The sequence below is a fragment of the Comamonas testosteroni genome (genome assembly GCF_030505195.1).
Lineage (GTDB): Bacteria > Pseudomonadota > Gammaproteobacteria > Burkholderiales > Burkholderiaceae_C > Comamonas > Comamonas testosteroni_G.
The window spans coordinates 5598161-5618797 of record NZ_CP129672.1; the positions used below are offsets into that span (position 1 = coordinate 5598161).

At 56.4% G+C, this 20637-nt stretch carries 14 protein-coding genes and 2 pseudogenes; 11 read left to right on the top strand and 5 right to left on the bottom strand.

Annotated elements, in window-relative coordinates; genetic code table 11:
- Window positions 1-406: 406 nt before the first annotated feature.
- A pseudogene (locus QYQ99_RS25925) lies at window positions 407-1054 on the top strand (aminotransferase class I/II-fold pyridoxal phosphate-dependent enzyme); the annotation flags it as partial.
- 138 nt (window positions 1055-1192) lie between these two features.
- On the opposite strand, the gene QYQ99_RS25930 reads toward QYQ99_RS25925, so the two are convergent.
- Window positions 1193-2761: an argininosuccinate lyase gene (locus QYQ99_RS25930; RefSeq protein WP_302090629.1), complete on the bottom strand. Its 1569-nt coding sequence runs from the start codon at window positions 2759-2761 to the stop codon at window positions 1193-1195.
- 365 nt (window positions 2762-3126) lie between these two features.
- Window positions 3127-4017 (bottom strand): LysR family transcriptional regulator, encoded by an 891-nt coding sequence (locus QYQ99_RS25935; protein ID WP_302090630.1) that lies wholly within the window; start codon window positions 4015-4017, stop codon window positions 3127-3129.
- Window positions 4018-4097: 80 nt separating this feature from the next.
- On the opposite strand from QYQ99_RS25935, the gene QYQ99_RS25940 reads away from it, so the two are divergent.
- The 5 genes and pseudogenes from QYQ99_RS25940 (at window position 4098) to QYQ99_RS25960 (ending at window position 10626) form a co-directional block, all read left to right on the top strand.
- Window positions 4098-5477 (top strand): acyclic terpene utilization AtuA family protein, encoded by a 1380-nt coding sequence (locus QYQ99_RS25940; protein ID WP_302090631.1) that lies wholly within the window; start codon window positions 4098-4100, stop codon window positions 5475-5477.
- A gap of 3 nt (window positions 5478-5480) precedes the next feature.
- On the top strand, window positions 5481-5843 hold the full coding sequence (locus tag QYQ99_RS25945; RefSeq protein WP_302090632.1) for an AtuA-related protein: 363 nt from the start codon (window positions 5481-5483) through the stop codon (window positions 5841-5843).
- A 30-nt stretch (window positions 5844-5873) separates the two neighbouring features.
- Entirely contained in the window at window positions 5874-6845 is a 972-nt protein-coding gene (locus QYQ99_RS25950) for a Bug family tripartite tricarboxylate transporter substrate binding protein (RefSeq protein ID WP_302090633.1), read from the top strand.
- A gap of 1189 nt (window positions 6846-8034) precedes the next feature.
- Window positions 8035-8426 (top strand): annotated as a pseudogene (locus tag QYQ99_RS28420) (CfaE/CblD family pilus tip adhesin).
- Between the two features lie 55 nt (window positions 8427-8481).
- Entirely contained in the window at window positions 8482-10626 is a 2145-nt protein-coding gene (locus tag QYQ99_RS25960; RefSeq protein WP_302090635.1) for an ATP-binding protein, read from the top strand.
- Window positions 10627-10671: 45 nt separating this feature from the next.
- Here the strand turns inward: QYQ99_RS25960 and QYQ99_RS25965 are convergent, their stop codons facing one another.
- On the bottom strand, window positions 10672-13203 hold the full coding sequence (locus QYQ99_RS25965) for an ATP-binding protein (protein ID WP_302090636.1): 2532 nt from the start codon (window positions 13201-13203) through the stop codon (window positions 10672-10674).
- A 419-nt stretch (window positions 13204-13622) separates the two neighbouring features.
- Between QYQ99_RS25965 and QYQ99_RS25970 the strand changes: the two genes are divergently transcribed.
- Window positions 13623-14330 carry a response regulator transcription factor gene (locus QYQ99_RS25970; protein ID WP_302093274.1) on the top strand — a complete coding sequence of 236 codons (708 nt, stop codon included), beginning with the start codon at window positions 13623-13625 and terminating at the stop codon, window positions 14328-14330.
- A gap of 463 nt (window positions 14331-14793) precedes the next feature.
- Here the strand turns inward: QYQ99_RS25970 and QYQ99_RS25975 are convergent, their stop codons facing one another.
- Window positions 14794-15627, bottom strand: coding sequence for an EAL domain-containing protein (locus tag QYQ99_RS25975; RefSeq protein ID WP_302090637.1), 834 nt, complete (start codon window positions 15625-15627; stop codon window positions 14794-14796).
- Window positions 15628-15856: 229 nt separating this feature from the next.
- Window positions 15857-16696 (bottom strand): SprT-like domain-containing protein, encoded by an 840-nt coding sequence (locus QYQ99_RS25980; RefSeq protein ID WP_302090638.1) that lies wholly within the window; start codon window positions 16694-16696, stop codon window positions 15857-15859.
- Between the two features lie 85 nt (window positions 16697-16781).
- Between QYQ99_RS25980 and QYQ99_RS25985 the strand changes: the two genes are divergently transcribed.
- The 4 genes from QYQ99_RS25985 to QYQ99_RS26000 all read left to right on the top strand — a co-directional run bounded on the left by QYQ99_RS25985 (window position 16782) and on the right by QYQ99_RS26000 (window position 20627).
- Window positions 16782-16997, top strand: a complete 216-nt coding sequence (locus tag QYQ99_RS25985) for a type II toxin-antitoxin system VapB family antitoxin (protein WP_302090639.1) — start codon at window positions 16782-16784, stop codon at window positions 16995-16997.
- Complete coding sequence (locus QYQ99_RS25990; RefSeq protein ID WP_302090640.1) at window positions 16997-17383, top strand: type II toxin-antitoxin system VapC family toxin; 387 nt, start codon at window positions 16997-16999, stop codon at window positions 17381-17383. The genes QYQ99_RS25985 and QYQ99_RS25990 overlap by 1 nt, the downstream gene beginning before the upstream one ends.
- A gap of 646 nt (window positions 17384-18029) precedes the next feature.
- Window positions 18030-18923, top strand: a complete 894-nt coding sequence (locus QYQ99_RS25995) for a ParA family protein (RefSeq protein WP_302090641.1) — start codon at window positions 18030-18032, stop codon at window positions 18921-18923.
- A 15-nt stretch (window positions 18924-18938) separates the two neighbouring features.
- Window positions 18939-20627 (top strand): hypothetical protein, encoded by a 1689-nt coding sequence (locus QYQ99_RS26000; RefSeq protein ID WP_302090642.1) that lies wholly within the window; start codon window positions 18939-18941, stop codon window positions 20625-20627.
- Window positions 20628-20637: the final 10 nt, after the last annotated feature.

The window sequence follows — 20637 nt, forward strand, 5'->3', positions numbered from 1 at the left end:
AGCTCGGACTCGGCGCCAAAGGCTTGACCGCCGGTTTATGCCGGTGGCTTGTCAATATTGGCGGTCAATGCCAAGCCGTAACTGAAGAGCCATGAGTATTTTGAAAATAATAATCGGCAACGTCCTACATTTCGGCACGCTTTTGTCTTTAATAGCGGATGGCAAGAAAAGAAGACAAGAACCTATCCCGCCAATGGATATGGCATCAGTTTTGAGATAGGCGATCTCGATCCACGCTTCCTGGTAGCAAACCGCTTTCTCTTGAGTTCAAGCATTTCCAGGCCTTCTGCTTTTTGTGGGTCTGGACGGGCCCTCCGTTGCTTGATCCTTTTATCCGGAAGTAGAGGTGGTCGTGGACTTACTCAAATGCATCTTTCACCAATCACCGGAGGCCGCACTTTTCGCGTTGTTGGTCTATTCATTCTCCAAATACTTTGGTGCCACTGGCTGGCGTCTGGGTCTCGTGGCCGCCCATAAGGAAAACATCTTCGACTTGGCATTGGGCAAGCTGCCTGAGTCCGAGAAAACAGCGCTCGATCATCGCTATCGTTCACTGCAGCCCGATGTGCGTTCATTGAAATTCATAGATCGCCTGGTTGCCGACAGCCGCGCTGTTGCCTTGAACCACACGGCCGGTCTGTCCACGCCGCAGCAGGTCCAGATGACCTTGTTCTCGCTGTTTGCGCTCATGGACGAGAGCGAGCAGTACAAGCACACGCTCGAGCAACTGATACGACGTCTTGAAGCAACGCTGTATCGGGAGTTGGGAACGCCTCCGCAAAGAGATGAAAATGCGGTCGATTACTACACCTTGATTGACCTGCAGGACGTGACGTCGAAGCTATATAGCGAAGCGTTCTCCAAATGGGCGGTCAAGCAGTCCTCGACCGGCGACATGTTGTTCCGGATTGCCGACGAAACAGGGATCGTGCTCCTGTCGGGACGCGGCTTCGGCTCGGACCGTCCATCAGGACGCGCCTCCTTGGCCAATCTCAACGAGTATGAGTACGCGGTCATAGGTCGTGCGCTGCGACAAATGGCTGACGAGCTGTACGCGCATACACCCAGCAAGGAAACAAGTGCTGACGGCGAGGGGGGGCTCCAAGGCTTGCGGCACCGCCAGCCGAAAAAATGCCAGCCCGGCCACCAATGCATTTGAAAAGAGGTTTGGCCTCTTTTCTTGCTTTCCTATTCACTGAGCCGTCAGGCGTATGAAGTCGCGATCAAGATCCTTGATGGCCGTCTCGATGCGTTTGCTTCGCTCGGCCGTCCACTGCTCCTCCTGGGCAAGCATTTGCCTAGAGCGCGCAATCATGTGGGCCATCTCCGCAGGCTGGGGGCCGCCAGCAGTCACACGATTCTTCACGATGGCCACAGGGTCCAGCGCTGCCCGGAACTCGCTCTCTAACATTGGCAGGCTGCCGTTCTCGATGGGCATCTCGTGTTTCAGCGTCGCTGCATAGATGCGCCGAGCATCGGCGTATGGGAAGTCGCGTGGGGTGATATTGCGCTCCTTGGCAAAGCTCACGACCTCCGACGCAAACTGGTGGCCAACGCGGAACGGCAATTTGTACTTGCGCATCAGCACATCGGCCACTTCCTGGGATGCCGTCCAGTCGAGATTGAGCTCCTCCAGTGCGCGCTCGGGATTGATGACCAGGCCGCCTAGCACCTTGTCAAACCCCTGAAGAGTGGAAATCGTGGCACCAACGAGCGCCGCAGAGTCATGGGAAGACTTGTTGTCGCTCATTCCCGGCGGAATATTGTGCTGGCTGATAAGGCGCCCCACACCCAGGGTCAAGACCCGCGAGGCATTGGCGCGGGTGTCGTTGAGCAATCCAGGATTGCGCTTCTGAGGCATGGCGCTGGAGACATAGGTGTTGCCTCCGCCTTCCCGGAGCAGAATCCAGGGTCTGGGCTGTGCATACTGCACCATCACGTCCTCGACAAAAGCTCCGACATGCAGGGCAATGCTCGAAGCAACTGCGCCAACCTCCACCGGCATTTCGGCAGCCAGGATTTGCGCGGCATCGTAGGCGTTATCCACGGTGACCGGGTAGCCAAGGTACTCGGCCATACGCTCCCGATTCAGCGGCCAGCTGGTGCCGTTGAGAACCGTAGTGCCCATTGCCGACTGGTCGATGCGTGCAAAAGCCTCGTGAAGACGCAGGGCATCACGGTCAAAGCCCGCGAGATGCCCCAGAAGATAGTGCCCGTAACTGTTGGGCTGGGCCGCAACCCCGTTGGTATAGTTCGGAACGACTGTGGCGGCATAAGTCTCGGCCAGCCGCAGAAGATGAGCACGGGTCTGAGCCAGCTGCCTGGCCAAACGCAGCATGTCGTCGCGCTGTATGGCGGAGCGCACGGTGGCCAGCATGTCCTGACTTGAGCGCCCGGCATGCAGCAAGGTGGCTTCCACGCCGGCAGCTTCGATGAGCAGGGGCTCGAATGTGATCACCAGACCCGGTCGTTTTCCGTTGGGAGCATCGCCTGCCGCCAGCACACTCTGTAGACCTCGTGCAATTTTGGGCGCCATGGCTTTGTCCAGCAGGCCTTCGTCGGTATTGATGACTGCCGAAGCCTTGTTGATCTGGCCCAGCCAGAAGAAGGCATCTCGCTTTGACTCCTGCGCAAGCGTGACGTTGGCCAACGCTGCCAGCGCAAACCCAGCAACTAGCAGCTTGCGCAGCACGCTGTCGGCGAGACGGCCAGGGAAATTGAGGTTGGCGGCAGTGCGCTTGCGGCTGGTTCTGAACTTCATGTATGTCTCCCCGCTTTAGAAAGTGATGCCGAGCAAAGCCAGCTGCACTGCATGACCGACTTGCGTTCTCTGCAAGCACAGATGCGAGATATCTCTGCATGATGCAAGGACGCAAGTGGCTTCAATGGGCTGACCCGTAAGCACCTGAGCTTAAGATCAAGAGAGGACAGCGTGTAGATGCGCAAACCTGGACAGTGGCAGGCTGACGACAGCTGGCCATGCATGCCGTGTTTTCGCGCACTTCGCGGTTGCAGGCGTGGCCATAGTCTCCTGGGTTTCGGAGGAGCTGATCCCTCATGCTTGGCTGCATTCGCAGCGTGGCTGATCGCCGAGCATTTGCGGCCTGGATTTCGCAGGCATGGGGTTCAGGCGTTTGCAGGACGCATGTCCTGCATCAATTGATAGAGCGCTTCAGCCACCAATGAAAGGCTGCGCTCTCGCTTCCGGACCATGTAGATCTGCCGGTCCATACCTGGCAGCAGCAGGTGCCGCGCCACCAGCCCCGGCTTGTCGAAGTGAAACAGGCTCAGCGCAGGAGCTACGGTGATGCCTAGTCCGGCTTGCACCAGCCCCATCACGGTGGCCAATTGCTCAACTTCAACGAAAGTCTGCATCGTTCGAGGAAAAAAAGCGGCATCCAGATACTGACGAACGCTGCTGTGGCGTGCCAGGTGGATGAATGGCCAGGGCGTCAGATCCTCCAGCGACAGCGCGTCCTTGACCGCCAGTGGATGGTCGCTAGGGCACACCATATAGAAGCCGTCACTGCAAAACGGCTCAGCCTTCAGGTCGGGTGTATCCACGCGTATGGCGGCCAGCGCAAAATCCGCCTCTCCATTGGCCACGGCAGCAATGCATGGCTCGGACAGCACGTCCAACACACTCAGCTGAACTCCCGGATGGCGGGCCGTGTACACCTTCAGCACCTCAGGAAGCCAGCCTGCGGCAAGGGATGGCAGCAATGCAATTGATACGTGCCCGTGGGCCAGTTGTGCTGTATCACGCATCGCTCTTTCGCAGGCAGCGAATTCTGCGGCGAGGCGCTCTGCAGACTGCAAAAATCGCTCCCCTTCACGAGTAAGCACCACGTGTCTTGTGCTGCGGTCGAAAAGTTTGAGACCTACCGTTTGCTCCAGGGAGCGGATGAGTGCGCTGAAAGCCGGTTGTGACAGGTGGCACATGCTGGCGGCCTGGGTGAAGTTCTTTTGCTTGGCCAGTACAAGGAATGCCTGCACATCGCGCGACGATAGATTCATTTGAAATGCGGATTAATTAATCTCAATTATCGATTTCACAGCTTATAGCGGTTTTCCTATAGTGGGCAACAGGAGGTTTCATGACAAGAGTGCAAAACGAAACGACGTCATTGCTCATCGGATGTGCGGCAGGCTTTTCCGGCGATCGAATTGATGCGGCGCAACCCGTCGTGCAGGAGCTGATTCGACAAAGCAAACCTGCCTTTCTGATCTTTGAAACGCTTGCCGAGCGCACTCTGGCACTGGCACAGCTTGCTCGTCGTCAGGATCCCGATGCAGGCTATGAGCCTCTCATGGTGGAGTTTCTCCGGCCCGTGCTCGCCGACTGCCTCGCGCATGGCATTCGAATCGTCAGTAACTTTGGCGCGGCCAACCCACAAGGTGCAGCGCGAGCCATCGCTGTATTGGCCAAGGAGCTCGGAACGCGCCTACCCAAAATAGCGGTGGTTCATGGAGATGACCTCAGCGGCCCCGCGCATTACCAGCTGCTCGAAAAAGCCCTGGGCTTGGACATGCCAGAACAGCAACTGGTGAGCGCCAATGCCTATATAGGTGCACGCCCCATTGCCGAGGCCCTGCTGGCAGGTGCAGACATTGTGGTGTGCGGCCGCGTCTCCGACCCCTCACTGGTGGTGGGACCTGCCATGGCCCACTTCGGCTGGGCCTGGGATGACTGGAATCGCCTGGCTCGGGCCACGATGACCGGGCATCTGCTGGAATGCGGAACCCAGGTCTCTGGCGGCTATTTCGCAGACCCCGGGTACAAAGATGTACCGGACATGGACCGCCTGGGGTATCCCATTGCCGAAATCGACAGCGCGGGCAACAGCACCATCTTCAAGCCATCTCTGACCGGGGGGTGCATCACTGCAGCCACGGTCAAGGAGCAGTTGCTCTACGAAATCCATGACCCTGCCTGCTACCTCACGCCAGACGTTGTTGCCGACATTACCCAGGCAGAAGTGATTTCGGTCGGACCTGACCGGGTTCGCCTGGAAGGTGTCATCGGCCACCCGAGACCGGAGATGCTCAAAGTCAATGTCTGCTTCGAGTCAGGGTGGTTTGCCGAGGGAGAGATCTCCTACGCAGGTCCAAGAGCCGTTGAACGTGCGCGTTTGGCCGCCCAGACCATATCCAGGCGCCTGACGAATATTGCGCCCCTTAGAACAGATCTGATCGGCGTAACCAGCGTCTGGGGAAACGACACCAGCGACTGGCTGACTGAAGCAAGCATTGCCGGCGAATCCCGGGATGTTCGGCTTCGCATGGCCTGGCAGCATGCCGACCATGCAGTTGCTGCGCGTCTGCCGCGCGAGATAAATGCCTTGTATTGCTGCGGCCCGGCGGGGGGAGGGGGCGTTCGCACCCATATGCGCCAGCGCCTGGGAATGGTGTCGTGCCTGGTACCTCAGCAACAGATTACGACTGGCTTCCACTGGACCAAGTCGCATCAGGAGTAAGCCATGAACTCAAGCCTTACCGTTCCCCTTTACCGAGTTGCGCATGGACGCACGGGTGACAAAGGCAACCGCTCCAACATCAGCGTCATTGCATGGCATCCGCAGTTGTGGGAAGTGGTGTGCGAACAAGTCACCGAACAATCCGTGATGCGTCTGTTTGCAGACCGCACGCCAAGCCATGTCCGGCGATACCTGCTACCCAGGCTCCACGCCATGAATCTGGTGCTCGACAACGTGCTGGATGGGGGGGTCAATGACTCGCTGAATCTGGATAGCCATGGAAAAACGCTGTGCTTCAGGGTGCTTGAAATGCCTGTCGTGGTTCCATGCCATCTCGAGTCACTGCTGGCCGGTCCGACACCCTGAATTGCTACAACAACCACTAGGAGACAAACCATGAAATTTCTGACACGACGCACTGTTCTTGCATGCGGTGCAAGCCTGGCAATCAGCCCCTTGGCCTTTGCACAGGGCGAATATCCAAACAAGCCCATTACCTTTATCGTTCCGTTTGCCGCCGGCAGCGCCACAGACCAGCTTGCGCGCGCCTTGGGACAAGCCGTTTCCGAGCAAACCAAGCAGCCGGTCGTGGTGGAAAACAAAGGCGGTGCCAGTGGCATGATTGCAGCTCAAGCGGTGGCCAAGGCCGCGCCTGATGGCTACACCGTGCTCATCACGACCAATACGACGCATGCGGCCAATGAGCATTTGTACAAAAAGCTCTCCTATGACCCTGTCAAGGATTTCACCCCCATCACAGGTCTGGGCAAAGGTGGGCAGGTTCTGGTCGTCCCTGCGACTTCGCCATATCACTCCGTGGGCGAGCTGCTGAGCTACGCCAAAGCCAATCCCGGCAAGCTGAGTTTCGGCAGCGGCAGCTCTTCAAGCAGAGTCGCAGGCGAAATGCTCAAGCAGCTCGCTGGCGTCGATATCCTTCACGTTCCCTACAAGAGCAATCCGCTTGCTCTCACGGACCTTCTCGGAGGGCAAATAAACCTGATGATTACAGACGTATCGACGGGCGTTCCTCAGATCAAGGCGGGTAAGGTGCGCCCATTGGGATATTCCACCCAGAAGCGCAGCGCACAGTTGCCTGACGTTCCGACCATCTCGGAGGCTGGTGTCAAAGGCTATGACATGGGCTACTGGTTTGCCGCCTACACCCCCGCCAATACACCAGCACCTGTCGCGGGCAGACTCAACCAATTGCTGGCCAAAGCCGTGAACAATGCTGCGGCCAAGTCCTTCTTCAATATGTCCGGCTCCGAAGCCTGGACCACCTCAGCCTCGGAGTTGGCACAATTCCAAGCCGCCGAAACCACCAAGTGGGGGCAGGTCATCAAGGCGGCAGGCATTACCCCTGAATAAAGCAGACGACTGCGCAGCGGTCAAGGATATTGGTCGCTGACTCGCACATCACTCACTTTTCAAGTGAACAGCCCGGCAGCCTTGAGGTGCTTGGCGCTCGCTGTAGAGCACGCCACCACGCGTTATGCAGTTGCATCTGCGAGACGCTGCGCACGAAAAATCGTCCCGTGCCGAAGTCGACGGAGACGTGAAAAGTAGCAGAACAAAAAGGCTCATTTGATGAGCCACGCCTCACCAAAGTGCCCGATGTTCCGTTATCGGAGTTGGAAAATTCTGGTCAATTGCAACTCCAAAACATGCGTATTAACCTTTGACCAAAGCAAGCACCAGTCTGAGCGGACTACCGCTTGAAACCACCTTGGATATCGACGTCAATCTTCCAGTATGGGTGGCCGATCTGCTTGATCTGAGCAATTGAAGTCACACAGCGTAAGGCAACCTAATATAAGCATAGTAATGCAAACGCCTCAGAGTCCAGCCTTTGAAAATTCAAACAATTTTTTGGCGTCGACAAGAGGTTTTAAATATGAAATCATTCGACTTTTAATTAAGTCATCCCGAAATACTCTCAAAACTATTGAGACATTGGGTAAATGGCAGGACGTGCCATTAAGCAAAACGAATATCATCGCCAAAGCACGTTGAACTACCGCTGCATGAGCACGCCACGCTCCGTGGAGCCGTAGATTGAACAATCTGAAAGCATCGGGTTGTGCACATCAACCCGACCCGCAGCCAGATTTCACGGCCCTTCAGCCAACTATGCTTGGCAGCAGTTACGGCCCGCCACGGCCAAATTCCCTCCAATCGTGCACTACTTTGGCTCCCACATGAGAAGTTGCCTGGCTAGCAGGTGACTGCAGCTTCGCCAGCACTCCAACTGAGCCAATCACACGATTTACGAGATTTTTAGTCCAATTCTTATATACCTGATTAGCTCTCCAGGTAAAAATCCAATCCAAATATTACATAGCGATAAACATTGCATCGTAATGGTTAGCTCATTTCCTGAGTCGTATATGCCATCTAGGTAAACGCCACATCCAGCTTGACCTATGAATGCATTAGCGATTCTAGATTTTTATCAAAGAGTTATGCAGATCATATTTGAAGATAAATACCGCATTGTAGCGGCATTAATCGCCACGATCACAACGGCAGCCGGTTGTCGGGGACGTCGATCGTCGACTTGTGCCTGTACGACGGTTACAACTCGCAAAGACCCCGGTTCGATATATCGGCGAGCGCTGGTCTCACGGACGACCGGCGTAACAAGGGCCAGTATTCGGTCTTGTTCGACAAGGACAAGAGCGGCAACTACGAATCACGCATCGATTACGCACTCAACCTGACGTATGCGGGCAAGAAGATGACGCTGTCTAACAACGAGAAGGTGCGGCTTCTGGGCGTGAACAACAATGCCGGTCGCTTGGTATCGCTGCCGAGCATTCGGTGCCGGTCGTGTGCACGCCAACGCCATTGACACTCCGCACACCGGAATTTCAGACTGTCTGGAGGCGTCTTGGCAAGCACAGCAACCAGCTGGCGATCACGTTTACGCCGTCATCCTCCAATCTCTAGCGCGTTGGGCGCCCGCTACCGGGCGTCGGGTACTTCTATTCCCAGCGAATCAATCATGGAAGCTACGTCCTTTGCACATCCCCTGGTGTCGCGCATGGTCCGCCACGCGTTGACGACCATACTGCTGACCCTTTCGGTCGGCACGGGCACAGCGAACGTCAGGGGAAAAGCGATCCTCACTGACGAGGAACTTGGCTGGATTAGCAATCACCCGGTCGTCCATATCGCGGTCGAGGCAAACTGGCGCCCGATCGAATACATGCACAACGGTGAGCAGGCGGGCCTCGTTGCAGGTTACCTGAGTACTATCTCAAGGATGACCGGTCTCGCGTTCGAGACCGTGCCCGGCACGGAATGGGGTCAGGCGTACGAGGCGCTCGCGTCCGGCAAGGTCGATTTGCTGCCGGGCGTCTGGCGCGAGTTGGTGCCCGAACGTGCTGGTGTCGGTGCAAGGGTCAGTGCACCGTATCTGGTCGGGCGGCTGACCGTTGTGACGGGCAACAATTCCGCGATGATCTTTGGCCTGCAGCGGTTGAAGGGGCAGCGCGTGGCCATCAAGGGACAAGGAGCGGTCGAATACTTTGTTCGTCACAGCGGCGTACCGCTCGATGTGCGGACGTTCGACACCGAGGAGCTCGCACTAGCCGCAGTTGCAAACGGCGACGCCGACGCCGCGCTTGGTGTCGACGTCACGATCCTGCCGATCATGCGTCGGCAATTCATTGGCCAGATTTACATGTCCGGCATGCTGGCCGATCGCCCGGTGTCGCTTGCGATGCTCACCCGCGCCGATCTGCCGATTCTCGCATCAATCATCGACAAGTCGCTCGCTGCCATTACGGTCAGTGAGACGGCTGGCATCACGCGAGACTCGATCGAGCTGGGCGACTACGGCAAGCCGTCGATCCGCTCGATCCTGCGTTATCGTGCACCTGTGGTACTTGCGACCGCAGTCACATTGCTGACGTTCGCGGTGCTTGTGTACCTGATGTGGAAATCCCGTGCAGCAGCCATCCGCAGCAAGCGCGACAAGGCGATGTTCCTGGCCTTCGTCAGTCACGAGATACGCACGCCGATGCAGACGGTCCTGTCGTCGCTTGAGCTCCTGCAGCGTTCGCAGCTCCCCGTTGAGCAGGCCTGCCGTGTGGATGCGGCCGCGTCAGCTTCCGAAACGCTGCTGACGTTGCTCGACGATATCCTCGACTACTCCCGTCTTGAGACACGCAGGGTCACTCTGTTGCCGCAAACGGTCAAACTCGATGTGTGGGCCAGTCAAACAGTCGACATGGTGCGATGGAGGGCGGAGAGAAAAGCATTGGCGTTGCTGCTTGATGTGACAGAGCTGCCGTCGACGCTCGTGCTGATTGACCCAGTTCGCGTGCGCCAGATTGTGCTGAATCTGCTTATCAACGCGATCAATTTCACAGCGAGCGGGGCCGTTACGTTGCACGTGGGTTATCACGCCGCCCGTCATGGACGCCACGGCTCCTTGATTCTAGAAGTGCGCGACACTGGCATCGGCATCGAGCCTGATCGCGTCGACCGCGTCTTCGAACCATACTGGCAGGCTGATCGTGAGCCTCAGCAAGGCATTGGCGGCAGTGGGCTCGGGCTCGCGATCTGTCGCGAGCTCGTCGAGTTGATGCGCGGCTCGATCACGGTCAAAAGCACGCCGTATGTAGAAACGGTATTCACGGTGAAATTGCCAGCTCCGGCAGTGAAGGGGGTGTTCCGGATGCCGCCAGTCACGACTGCGCCGACACTGGAGCTCGCAACAGCCGGGCCGGTGCAGCGCGGTGCAGCACGCATCCTGATCGTCGACGATCATGACGCAGTCAGGACCGCACTGCAGGATCAGTGCGATGCACTTGGCTGCTTCGGGGTGGTTGCAGGCACGGGAAAAGACGCATTGCGGTACCTCGCACAGGACCGGATCGACATGGTGTTGCTCGATCGCAATCTGCCCGATATCGACGGCTATGCACTCGCGCGCACGATCCGGCAGGAAGAGGCCGCCCGCAAGACCCGGCGGGTTCCGATCATCGCGATTTCGGCTGAGTCTGGCGAGGCGCATCGCGAGCAGTGCTTCGATAGCGGCATGGATGGCGTGCTTGGAAAACCGTTGCGGCTCGAAATGCTTCAGAACGCGATCGCGACGTGGTGCCTCGTCGATGCTTTCGACGCACCGGACGCGTCATAGAATTTCGACGTATCCCAGGGGCTGATATTCGGTCATCTCGGCGGTCTATGCATCAGGGGCGGCCGATTTGCGCTCGGTGGCGTCAAGCCCGGCCATGTCGGCGCGATGCAGGCGCAACAGTTCGTCACCGAGAGCATGGATGCTTGACGGCATGATGCCGGATGTAGCCTCAAGCAGATGCTCAAGTTCGGCTGCCAGTTCGCTCGTCGCTGCATGACCAGCAATTGCTGTGGCGCCCTTGATTCGGTGTGACGCATGACGTGCACGATCGACATCGCCATTCAACAATGCGTCGCCCAGCGCTGCCAGATCGGCGTCTACGCTTTTCCGAAAGACCGCCCAGAAGTCTGCTTTTGGCGCTCGCATGCCTCCGGCCTCTGGTGCACTCTCATTCATGAAGGCGAACGGACACCACAGGTCGATCATTTGGCGCAGTTCCTCGAGCCTTAGCGGCTTGCACAGTACGCCATCCATGCCGTTGTCGAAGCACCGTTCTCGATGTGCGTCGCCGCTCGACGCAGAGATCGCGATGATGGGCGTGTGCGACCGCTGCTGAAGTCGTTCGTCGTTGCGCATACGTTGCACAACCGTATAGCCGTCGATATCGGGCAGGTCGCAATCGAGCAGCACCATGTCGAACTCGGCCCGCGCGAAATGCGCGAGTGCCTGCTCGCCGTTGTCGGCAACGGCCGAGCGGCATGCGAGCGCGTCAAGTTGGTGCTGGATCGCGTGTTGAACGGCCTCGTGGTCGTCGACGACCAGGATCATTGGTCCGTTGACGGGCTGCGGCGGGTAGGCCTTCACCAGCGCATGCGCCGCCACAGGCAGCGATGGGTCAGACTTCGTGTCGCGCGTGTCGGTCATGTCTGCAGCCGGCGCATGTCCGATGCGCGGCGCCGGCAGGATCACGGTGAAGACCGTGCCGTTGTCAGGGCTGCTACTGACGGTAATCACGCCTTTCATTAGGTCGACTAGTTCGCGGCAGATCGACAACCCCAATCCGCTTCCACTGACACGGCGAGTATTCGAGTGCTCGACACGCTGATAGGGCTCGAAAATGTGGCGCTGGCGCTCGGGCGGAATGCCGATGCCGGTATCGCAAACCTCAATCACCAGTGATCCGGCACGGCTCGGTTTACCGTCGAGGTAGTCGACACGCAGCGTAATCGAACCGGTAGATGTGAACTTGATGGCGTTGACAAGCAGATTCAGCACGATCTGCTGCGTGCGCATCGGATCGATCAGCAAGCACAGTCCTGGCGGACAGGCTAGCTCCAACGCAAGGCCCAGTTTCTTCTCGTCGACCCTCCAGCGCACCATGTCGGCACTTCGTTGTACCCAGGGTTCGATGTACGTAGGCCCGGGTGTGAGGACCACGTTGCGTGATTCCAGGCGCGAGTATTCGAGAAGGTCGTCGAGCAATGCCAGCAGCGATTCCGACGCGGCTACAGCCGCGTCCGCGCGACCTGCCTGCTTTGGCGGCAGCTTCGCGCGTTGCAGCAACTCCAGCGAAGATAGGATCGTATGCATCGGTGTGCGGATCTCGTGGCTTATAAATGCGAAAAACATCGCCTTGTCCTGCTCGCTGCGCACAGCCGCAACGCGCGAGCGCCAGGCAGCGAATGCGATTGCTATCAGCGCGAGCAGGCCGGCTCCGGCTGCCGCTACCTGCCAGCGTCGGTAGTAAAGGATCGATTGAAGCGACGGTTTGCCGTAATCGGTCGACTCGATCCATTGATGTACGACCTGCTCGGCGTCGCGCGCCGGGATCGAGGCGAGGGACTTATCGAGAATCGAGGCGAGAACCGGCAGGTCGCTGCGCGTCGCAATAGAGAGGGCATACGGAGTGTCCGGTAGCCCTCCGGACACGAATAGCTTGTCGCGGTATTGACGCTGCACGAGCGGCAGCATCGACACGTCCGGGCCAATAGCGGCATCGGCGTTGCCTTCAGCGACAGCCGCAAGTGCATCTCGATCATCGTTGTAGGTCAACAGAATGACGGGGATGTCGCCATGGCGAATCGCGTCTTCAATTGCACCTCCGCCCTTGATGGCAATGCGCCGGCCGGCGAGATTACGGGCGTCGACTAACAGGTTCAGACGCTCTGACGACACTACAAACACTGTGCCGACGAAATAGGGGCGGCTGAAGATGAGGCTGTCGCGGACTGAGGCCGGGGTGGAACCTGCCTGAATACCTGAGCTGGTATCGGGATGAGGCACCTTCCATGCATCAAGCGCGTTGCGCCAGGTCAGATCTGGAGCGATGTCGATCCTGCCGGAGCGCAACGCCTCCGCCGAGTTGCGCCAGGTGACATCGTCGACGTACTCGAAACGCAACCCGCTAATCCGCGAGATTGCCTCTAGAAATGACGGAACGACACCGACGATCTTGCCATTTTGTCGAAATTCGAAGGGAGGCCAGCTTGGATCGACACGAGTCCGAACTACGGGATGCGTAGCGATCCATGCCTGTTCCTCCGGCGTAAACTGCGGCCTGCCGTTTGCCCACCCTAGCGCCGGCGTCAGCCCGAACACCAGGCAGATTAGGATCGAGCGTCCATTCAAATTAAACATGCTTACGTACTTCCACCACAGTCTCGGTCGAGCTGCAATGAATCGGCCGCATTGCTTGAGCGGCTGCGATAATGTCGATCCGGCGTTGTGGTGCATATCTACAGCAGTATCGCCCGTCTGAATCCGGTTCAAGTCGAGAGACGGGCCTGCAGTCATAGGCCGTGCATCGCGAACGCAACGCCGTCAGGCGCATATCATCCTTTGTACAGCCTCCGCCACAACCGAATCACTAAGTTATCTGAAGCTGCTCGAACGCTAGTGATAGGCGCGAACCTCCGACCGGTTTAGGTGGAGGACATATAAATTATCTTGAAAGGCTGTGGTCTGATTCCGATGGTCATCCGCATTGCTAGCTGCTTGTGATGACTAAAGATGATCCAGCCATTCAAAGTCATTTCGCACAAATGAAAGGGTTAGCAATGAGGCCAGAACACCGGGTGATCCGGGTCGTGATCCTGGACGACCATGCCGTAGTCCAGCATGGGATCTCCAGTTATCTGGCAGAGAGGAATGACATTGCAGTGGTTGCGAGCTTCGGGAAATCGCGTGACTTAATTTGCTGGCTCCAGGCGAATCTAGCAGACGTTGTGTTGCTTGACTACACACTAGGTCCCGGCGAGATCGATGGCCTCAATCTGGTCAAGCTGATCAGTACACGTTTCCCGGAATGCAAGATCCTGATGACTTCGAGTAGCGATACGCCTGCGACCGTCAACATGACAATGCGTGCAGGCGCGCTCGGCTTTTTCGGCAAGAGCGAAGATCTCAGCAAACTCGCGGATGCAATCTTCGTCGTCGCGAGAGGCCGTCCCTACATCAGCGCAGAGTTGTCCGGTAAGCTCATGTCGAGCTCAATGCCGGACCCTCGCCTTGCGAGAAAAAAAGTCGTGAGCGCCGAGAGTGCGTCGGCGTCCGACTCCGGCCCATCAGCGATCTTAAGCCTAAGTCCGCGCGAGCATGAAGTGCTGCGCTGCTATCTCGCGGGCATGTCCGTGTCTGACATCGCGGCGAAATTCGCTCGCAGTTCTAAGACGATTAGCACGCAAAAGCAATCGGCACTTCGAAAGCTTGGTATCCGCAGCGATGCCGAGCTATTTGCATCCCGCAAGCTGCTAGAGGAGCCCTGAGCGACCAACCCTTGTGATTCCGAGCGTGGCAGGAATGGTTGACCCGAGCGACCGCCGTACCGAAATCTGAGGGGGTTGAAGTGCTCGGCATCTGTCTGATGCGCCAACTGTCGCGGCGAGGTCAGTCCTTGAGCACTACAGGTGTGCTCTGCCGCGGCATTTAAAAAACTTTAGGGGTAGGGCAGTAGGCGCTCCTTCCTGGTTCAGCCGATATCTATGGTGTCCTTTTATGCATCCGAGCTCTTAGACAATGCTCGAAGAGGCCATGCAGGGTCGGAACACCCTTGAACGAGTCGAGCGTTCAGCAACCTCGGAGCGCAATATCTCCTCCTACCCGGGAGCGGCAACGCTAACTATACTTATAAAGTTAAGCGTAGAGGAGGGCCTCTATCTACTGCATATTGCACAACGGAACCACTGTGCGATCAGAGGGTGTCGCTGTGAATGAAGCAATGCGGCGGATCTATGCTTCGATATCTAGTGCAGAGCGCAGACAAGGTTGAGGTCTCGCGTAGCCATAGCCTTGCGCCATAACAGGCTTCTGCGTTTTAATCCAAGCTCGTTGGTCCATCGACTCGATTCCCTCCACGACTGCCGCGACTCCAAGATCTGAAAGCAAACCGATCATGCCGCCAAGAATAGGCCTCGTTCTTGAATCCAGTGAGTCTCGGTTTACGAGCTCACCGCTGATTTTGACGACATCTATCTTGAGGTTGGCCAGATCGCTTAAAGTCCATGCGCCGCTGCCAAAGTCGTCAATGGCAACGCGCACTCCCAGCCGCTGCAGCCTCTCAATGTCTTGCTGCAGCTCGGCTTGATCAACTATCGGCTCGCACTCGAGCAATTCGATCAGAATCAGCGATGGATGGATACGATGCATCAAAGATGACCAGCGGATCAGCGTTTCAAGTCTTGGGTCATGAAGTTGGGACGGCAAAACATTGAACGACACGAACTGCAGCTCGGCACCATTTTCAGGGGCACCTGCGGAGGAGGTGGTCATCGAGGCGCTCAGTTGCCGACACACTTCATCGATGACAAACGCCGTTGTGGCCCATGCGGCTTCGGGTTTCATTAGCGCTTTAGCGAAGGCTCCAGGCAAGAGCTGACCGAACTCCGGATGTTGCCAGCGCAATAAAGCTTCGGCCCCCACCGTACGGCCAGAGTGCACGTCAATGATCGGTTGGAACGCCACCGAGAACTCCCCGGCCAAGACGCCGGCGCAAATTCGATCAACAAGTCGGCTCGTGCCAGATACCGTTGCAACTTCAACGCTCATGGCGAAGTCGTCCTTCATGAGTACTCCTTTTTGAAACTGGCTGCTAACGCTTCTGGCAAAAGTCAGAAGCCATCGTCGCTGCGATTCAATTGCCTGATGGATCTCAGTATCGCTAAGGAATTGCGCGGGATAAATCAGAACCGTCTGAAAAATCTCGTGAACTGCCAAAGGCATTGGCTGAGCTCAGCGGTCGGTTGCCGTCGTTGGTCAACACGATCATGACGGTCAATACTGAATGGAATACTGGTCAAGAATGGGCAGCCCCCGCACCTGTAGGACTGAAGCCTTGCAGGCAACTACCGCAGATTAGCTTGAGGCCGGGTTTGCCCCAGACTGAGATTGCGTCTTGACAGCCGATACAGCTGTATTTCACTCGGTTTGATTTGTTCGCGGGCGCGGTCAGCGCTCCGTGTTCTCCAGTTATGGCAGCCATAGCCAAGCCTGTGGGCTTCACGGCCTCGGCGAGGGCTGGGATGCTTGCCATAGGCGGTTTGGTGCCCTCAATTCCTCGAATATGGTTGGCCATGCTGGCTTGACCAGCGAGCACATGATCTGCAGAGGGAAATCGGTCGTACCAGCTGAACTTGAACTTTGCCGTCAACAAGTCTTGGCAGGCCGCTAAAAAGCGGCCACCTTCGACGGCGTAGTCCGCCATGCAATCACCGGTTCGAGCGCCACCAGGTTGCCCGGTGGAAGAGGGCATGAGCCCAATGCTTTCCATCTTTCGTGCCCATTCTTCGTTGTGGTATCGGCCTCGGCCTGGCTTGCCGAAATGGTGCTGCCACAAGTGTGTCATCTCATGAACTTGAGTCTGGAGTGTCTCGATGATGGGGACCACAGCAAAATAGGTCGGATTCATCGCAATCTCGTCTGTGGTTGAGCCGTCCACCGATGCAAAGCGGGCGGCCGAGAAATATCCGAAAGTCCGCTTTTCCCGCTGCAGCGTAATCAAGCAGCTGGGCAGTTGCCCCTCAAACAGCCGCGCATTGAAATGGTCATAAGCCATCTGCAGCTCGTTGTAGGTTTCCTGTGTTGGAGCCAGGCGGCGTGTATGCGCGAGGTCGAGCTCGGTAGACTTAGGTTGCATATTTGTATTGTGCAATACAAATCATGATTCACAAACATCAAATTCGATGCAAAAATGCATCAAATTAGATGTTTAAGGAGTAGTCATGAGGTCGACTTTCACAATCGATGACGATGTCGTAAACCGCGCACGAGCCGTCGCAGCGCCCGGTATTGCGGTGCCTGAACTGGTACGACTGGCACTGGAAACATTCACGCGTGTCGAGGCAGGTAAGCGTTTGGCTGCGCTCGGCGGTGCCGCGCCAAATATGCCTGATGTGCCACGCCGCGCCAGTGGGACGGATGCAGAGGGCTCTCGCTGATGCCTGTGTCCGTTCTTGTCGATACGTCGGTGTGGGTGAGGCATTTCCGCGAAGCCGATGCCCATCTGCAGGAACTACTGATGCAAGACAGCGTGCTGATGCACTCGATGGTGCATGCAGAGATCGCGTGCGGTACACCGCCTGCACCACGCGGTGACACCCTGGCGGCTCTGGCAATGCTGCGCCCGAGCCAGGAGGCCTCAGTTCGGGAGACTCTGGAGTTTCTTGAGAAAAACAAGCTCTTCGGTAGAGGCTGCGGCCTAGTGGATCTATCACTGCTGGCATCGACATTGATCACACCTGGGGCACTGCTGTGGACAGCTGATCGACGTCTTGCTGAGAAGGCTAACCAACTGGGCGTCGCATACGCCATACCAACATATTGAAGCTAGGAAAGTACTTCCTAAGATCACGGATCAAAGGTCTTCTTTAAAAAGAACTACTACGTCACCGAGCGTCGACGCACTCGACGCAGCGCAAGCTCCAGAGGCGAAGACCTTTTCAGAGCAAAGTACGCAGCCTTGTTGGACGCTGCCAATCGAGGTTATGGCCAGGTGTACGAGACGAGCTACGCGTCGGAGCCAGCATTGACCTGGCGCTACCACATTCAGCTCGATCGCGCCATCGAGATCGCTGTTCAACACGGCTACACAACGCCTGAGCAACGTGAAAAACGGAGCAAGTGCTGCACGAGGATGGTTGCTGTAGCCATGGGCTTAACCCGCAATTGGTGAAGAGGAAGAGGTTTAAACGTAGTCCCAACGGTCTGCTGAAAGCCGCAAAACTGGAGCTCTAGCGCTCCTATTTTTAGAGCTTTTCTACTAGACACGATGTATATTTTCTGACACTTTTTTAAGCTGGAAGTCAAGGCTTTTTGCCTGATATTCAACAAAAGGTTACGAAATAACCATCGATCAAGGGTGGCTTCTGAGCGCCACTGCGGCCTAAGTTTTGGTCGCAACGGCCTACCAATGCGCGAGCGAACTTCAGCTCCCGTTGAATGGATCAACAACCATTCAACGAGGACTTTCAATGTTCATCATCACTGTTCTGGCTTCTAAGGGCGGAGTCGGCAAGACAACTACAGCTGCGAATCTGGGCGGGCTGCTCCACGACATCGGCTTTAGGACGCTGCTGATCGACGGCGATATTCAGCCGTCGCTCTCACGCTATTACCAGCTCTCCTATGCTGCCCCTTTCGGGCTCACGCAGTTGGTGCAGTCTGGTGCACTGACCCCGGACTGCATCTCGCATTGCCAACTGCCGCCGACTTCCTATCAAGGCAAGCTTGAGAAGGCACCTAAGAGCGAGGGCGGTTGCCTGCATATCGTTCGCTCTGACGCCAAGGACTCGTCTTTGCAGGTCTGGATGGCCAATCGCAATCCGGTGAGCATGCAGTTCAGTTTCAAGAACCCCCTGAAGCACCCTGCGATCGCTAGCGCATATGACGTGGTGATTATTGATACCCAAGGTGCTGTGGGTCATCTGCAAGATGCTGCTGTGGTTGCTGCTGATTTGCTGCTTGTGCCTGCAACGCCAGACATGATCTCTGCTCGCGAGTTCATCGCAAACGTGAAGGCACTCATTGAACGCCACGATAGCGTGTCTAGCATGGGCTTGAAGATGCCTCAGATGAAGGCATTTCTCAATAAAAGCCAGAAGACCAGCGATAGCAAGGAAATGTCCGCAATGATTCGCGAAAGCTTTATTGAGCTGAGCGGAAAAATCACGATGCTGGATACCGATGTTCCCGATGCAACTGCATGGAAAAAAGCGGCCAGTGCCGGAGTTCCAGTGCATTGGGTTGATCCGGTGAAAGCCTCCAACACGCTGCATTCCCTTCTTTGGGAAATCGTGCCCAGCGTGTCGGAGATGTACGCATCTAACCACCCCCAATATCTCGATCTGAACGCACCCTCCAATTAATTTTAGGAGGAAAGCATGCGTACACCTGAAACCATGACTGCTCGTGAACGGGCAGCCTCGCTAAACCTAACTACGTCCCCTGGAAATAAGCAAGGGACGTCAGCTATGACTGCACCAGATAAACCAAAGCTCACGCCAAATCAAGCACGTCTTGAGGCGGCTAAAGCAGCTCTTCATCGAGACTCTGAAAGATCAACTACCAGTTTTGATCCGATGGATGAGATTGATGGCTCCATCATCGTCTTGGATGTTTTTGATATTGATGAATATTCGCTGAATCCTCGCAAGAAAGCTAATTCCCAGCGGGCGGAAATCAAAGCGAGTATGAAGGTCGATGGCATCACCAACATGTTCTCGGTTACGCGTCGAAATCCTACGGAGAAGTATTTTCCATATGGTGGCGGAAATACTCGTGTGGAGATCGCAAAAGAGCTGGTGAATGAAGGCGTCGAGAAACTGCGGCGCGTCCATGTCGTTACTAGGAAGTGGCCTGGCGAGGCTGCTGTCATTGCTGCGCACTTAAGCGAAAACGACAATCGAAGTGATATTTCGTTCTGGGAGCGAGCTCAGGGCGTGATGAATTACAAGCGCGAAATTGAGAAGCAGACCGCTAAATCATTTTCGGCCACCGAGCTGAATAAAGCACTTAAAGAGGTTGGATTGAGCTATGGCGTGCGGATGGTTCAAAATTTCATCTTCGCTGTCGAAAATCTCGGACTGATTGGCCCTTGGCTGCAAGCCTATGACGTAAACACGACTATTCGACCAACAGTGGCTGCGTTGCAAGATATTGCGGCGAAATTCGATAAGCGTGATGAAGTCAAGGAAGCCATCGAGGAAATCTTCTTGATGCACGCTACCGATCTTGAGGCCATGGAGCAAGCGAACTCCGAGGCCGATCCTGCAAGTCGGACAGAGGTGAAGTTGGATGTTCAATCGCTGCTCACCCAGATCCAGTCAGTCTCCTCCAAGCACTTCGGCATTGCCGCCGACCATATCGAGTCAGTCGTCCAGTCCTATCTCCAGGACCCGAAGCTCTCAGTCGATGACATGCGCTCGATAGAGAGCGCGAACAAGAAGGAGCAACAGCAAGCCAAGCAGGCGCCGCTTGCGGGGATGCTTGCCAGCGCCAAATCAAGTGCATCGCCTGCCAACAAAAGCGCCGCCAGCAAGGCAGATAAGCAAGGGGCCGAAGCAGGCCCGGTCGACAAGTTGGCGGCGTTTTCCGCACGGCTATCCCAGAATCTCGTGGATCTCAACGTTGTCGTGCCGCTTTCAGACTTCGTGAAGCCTGTGCCGGGTTTGCCATACGGGTTTATGGCAGACATTCCAGAGCGCATGTCTTACCTGGGTGATCAAAAGCTCTCTGAAGATTTGGAAACTCTGCGTGTGTATCTCTGGCCATTTCTTGCAACGCAAACCGGGCAGTGCAACGCAAACCTACTCTCGAAATGCGACCCAGAAAGCCGCTGGGTTAAGGCTATTCAGGCTGGCGTTGATACGTTCCGTCGGGAGTGCACAGATAGAGCAATTCTGTGCGGGAAGAATGGGCAGCTTTATGTCACTTCTGACCATTATGGGTATCTCTTCGGCAATTCGGCGGTTGCTAGATGCTTGTCTGCGCTGATGCAAACACTCGCTGAATTCAATATCGCCGTGCAAGAGGATAGCCGCGAAGCCTATAAACCGTTATTTACGGAATAAACACGTTAGT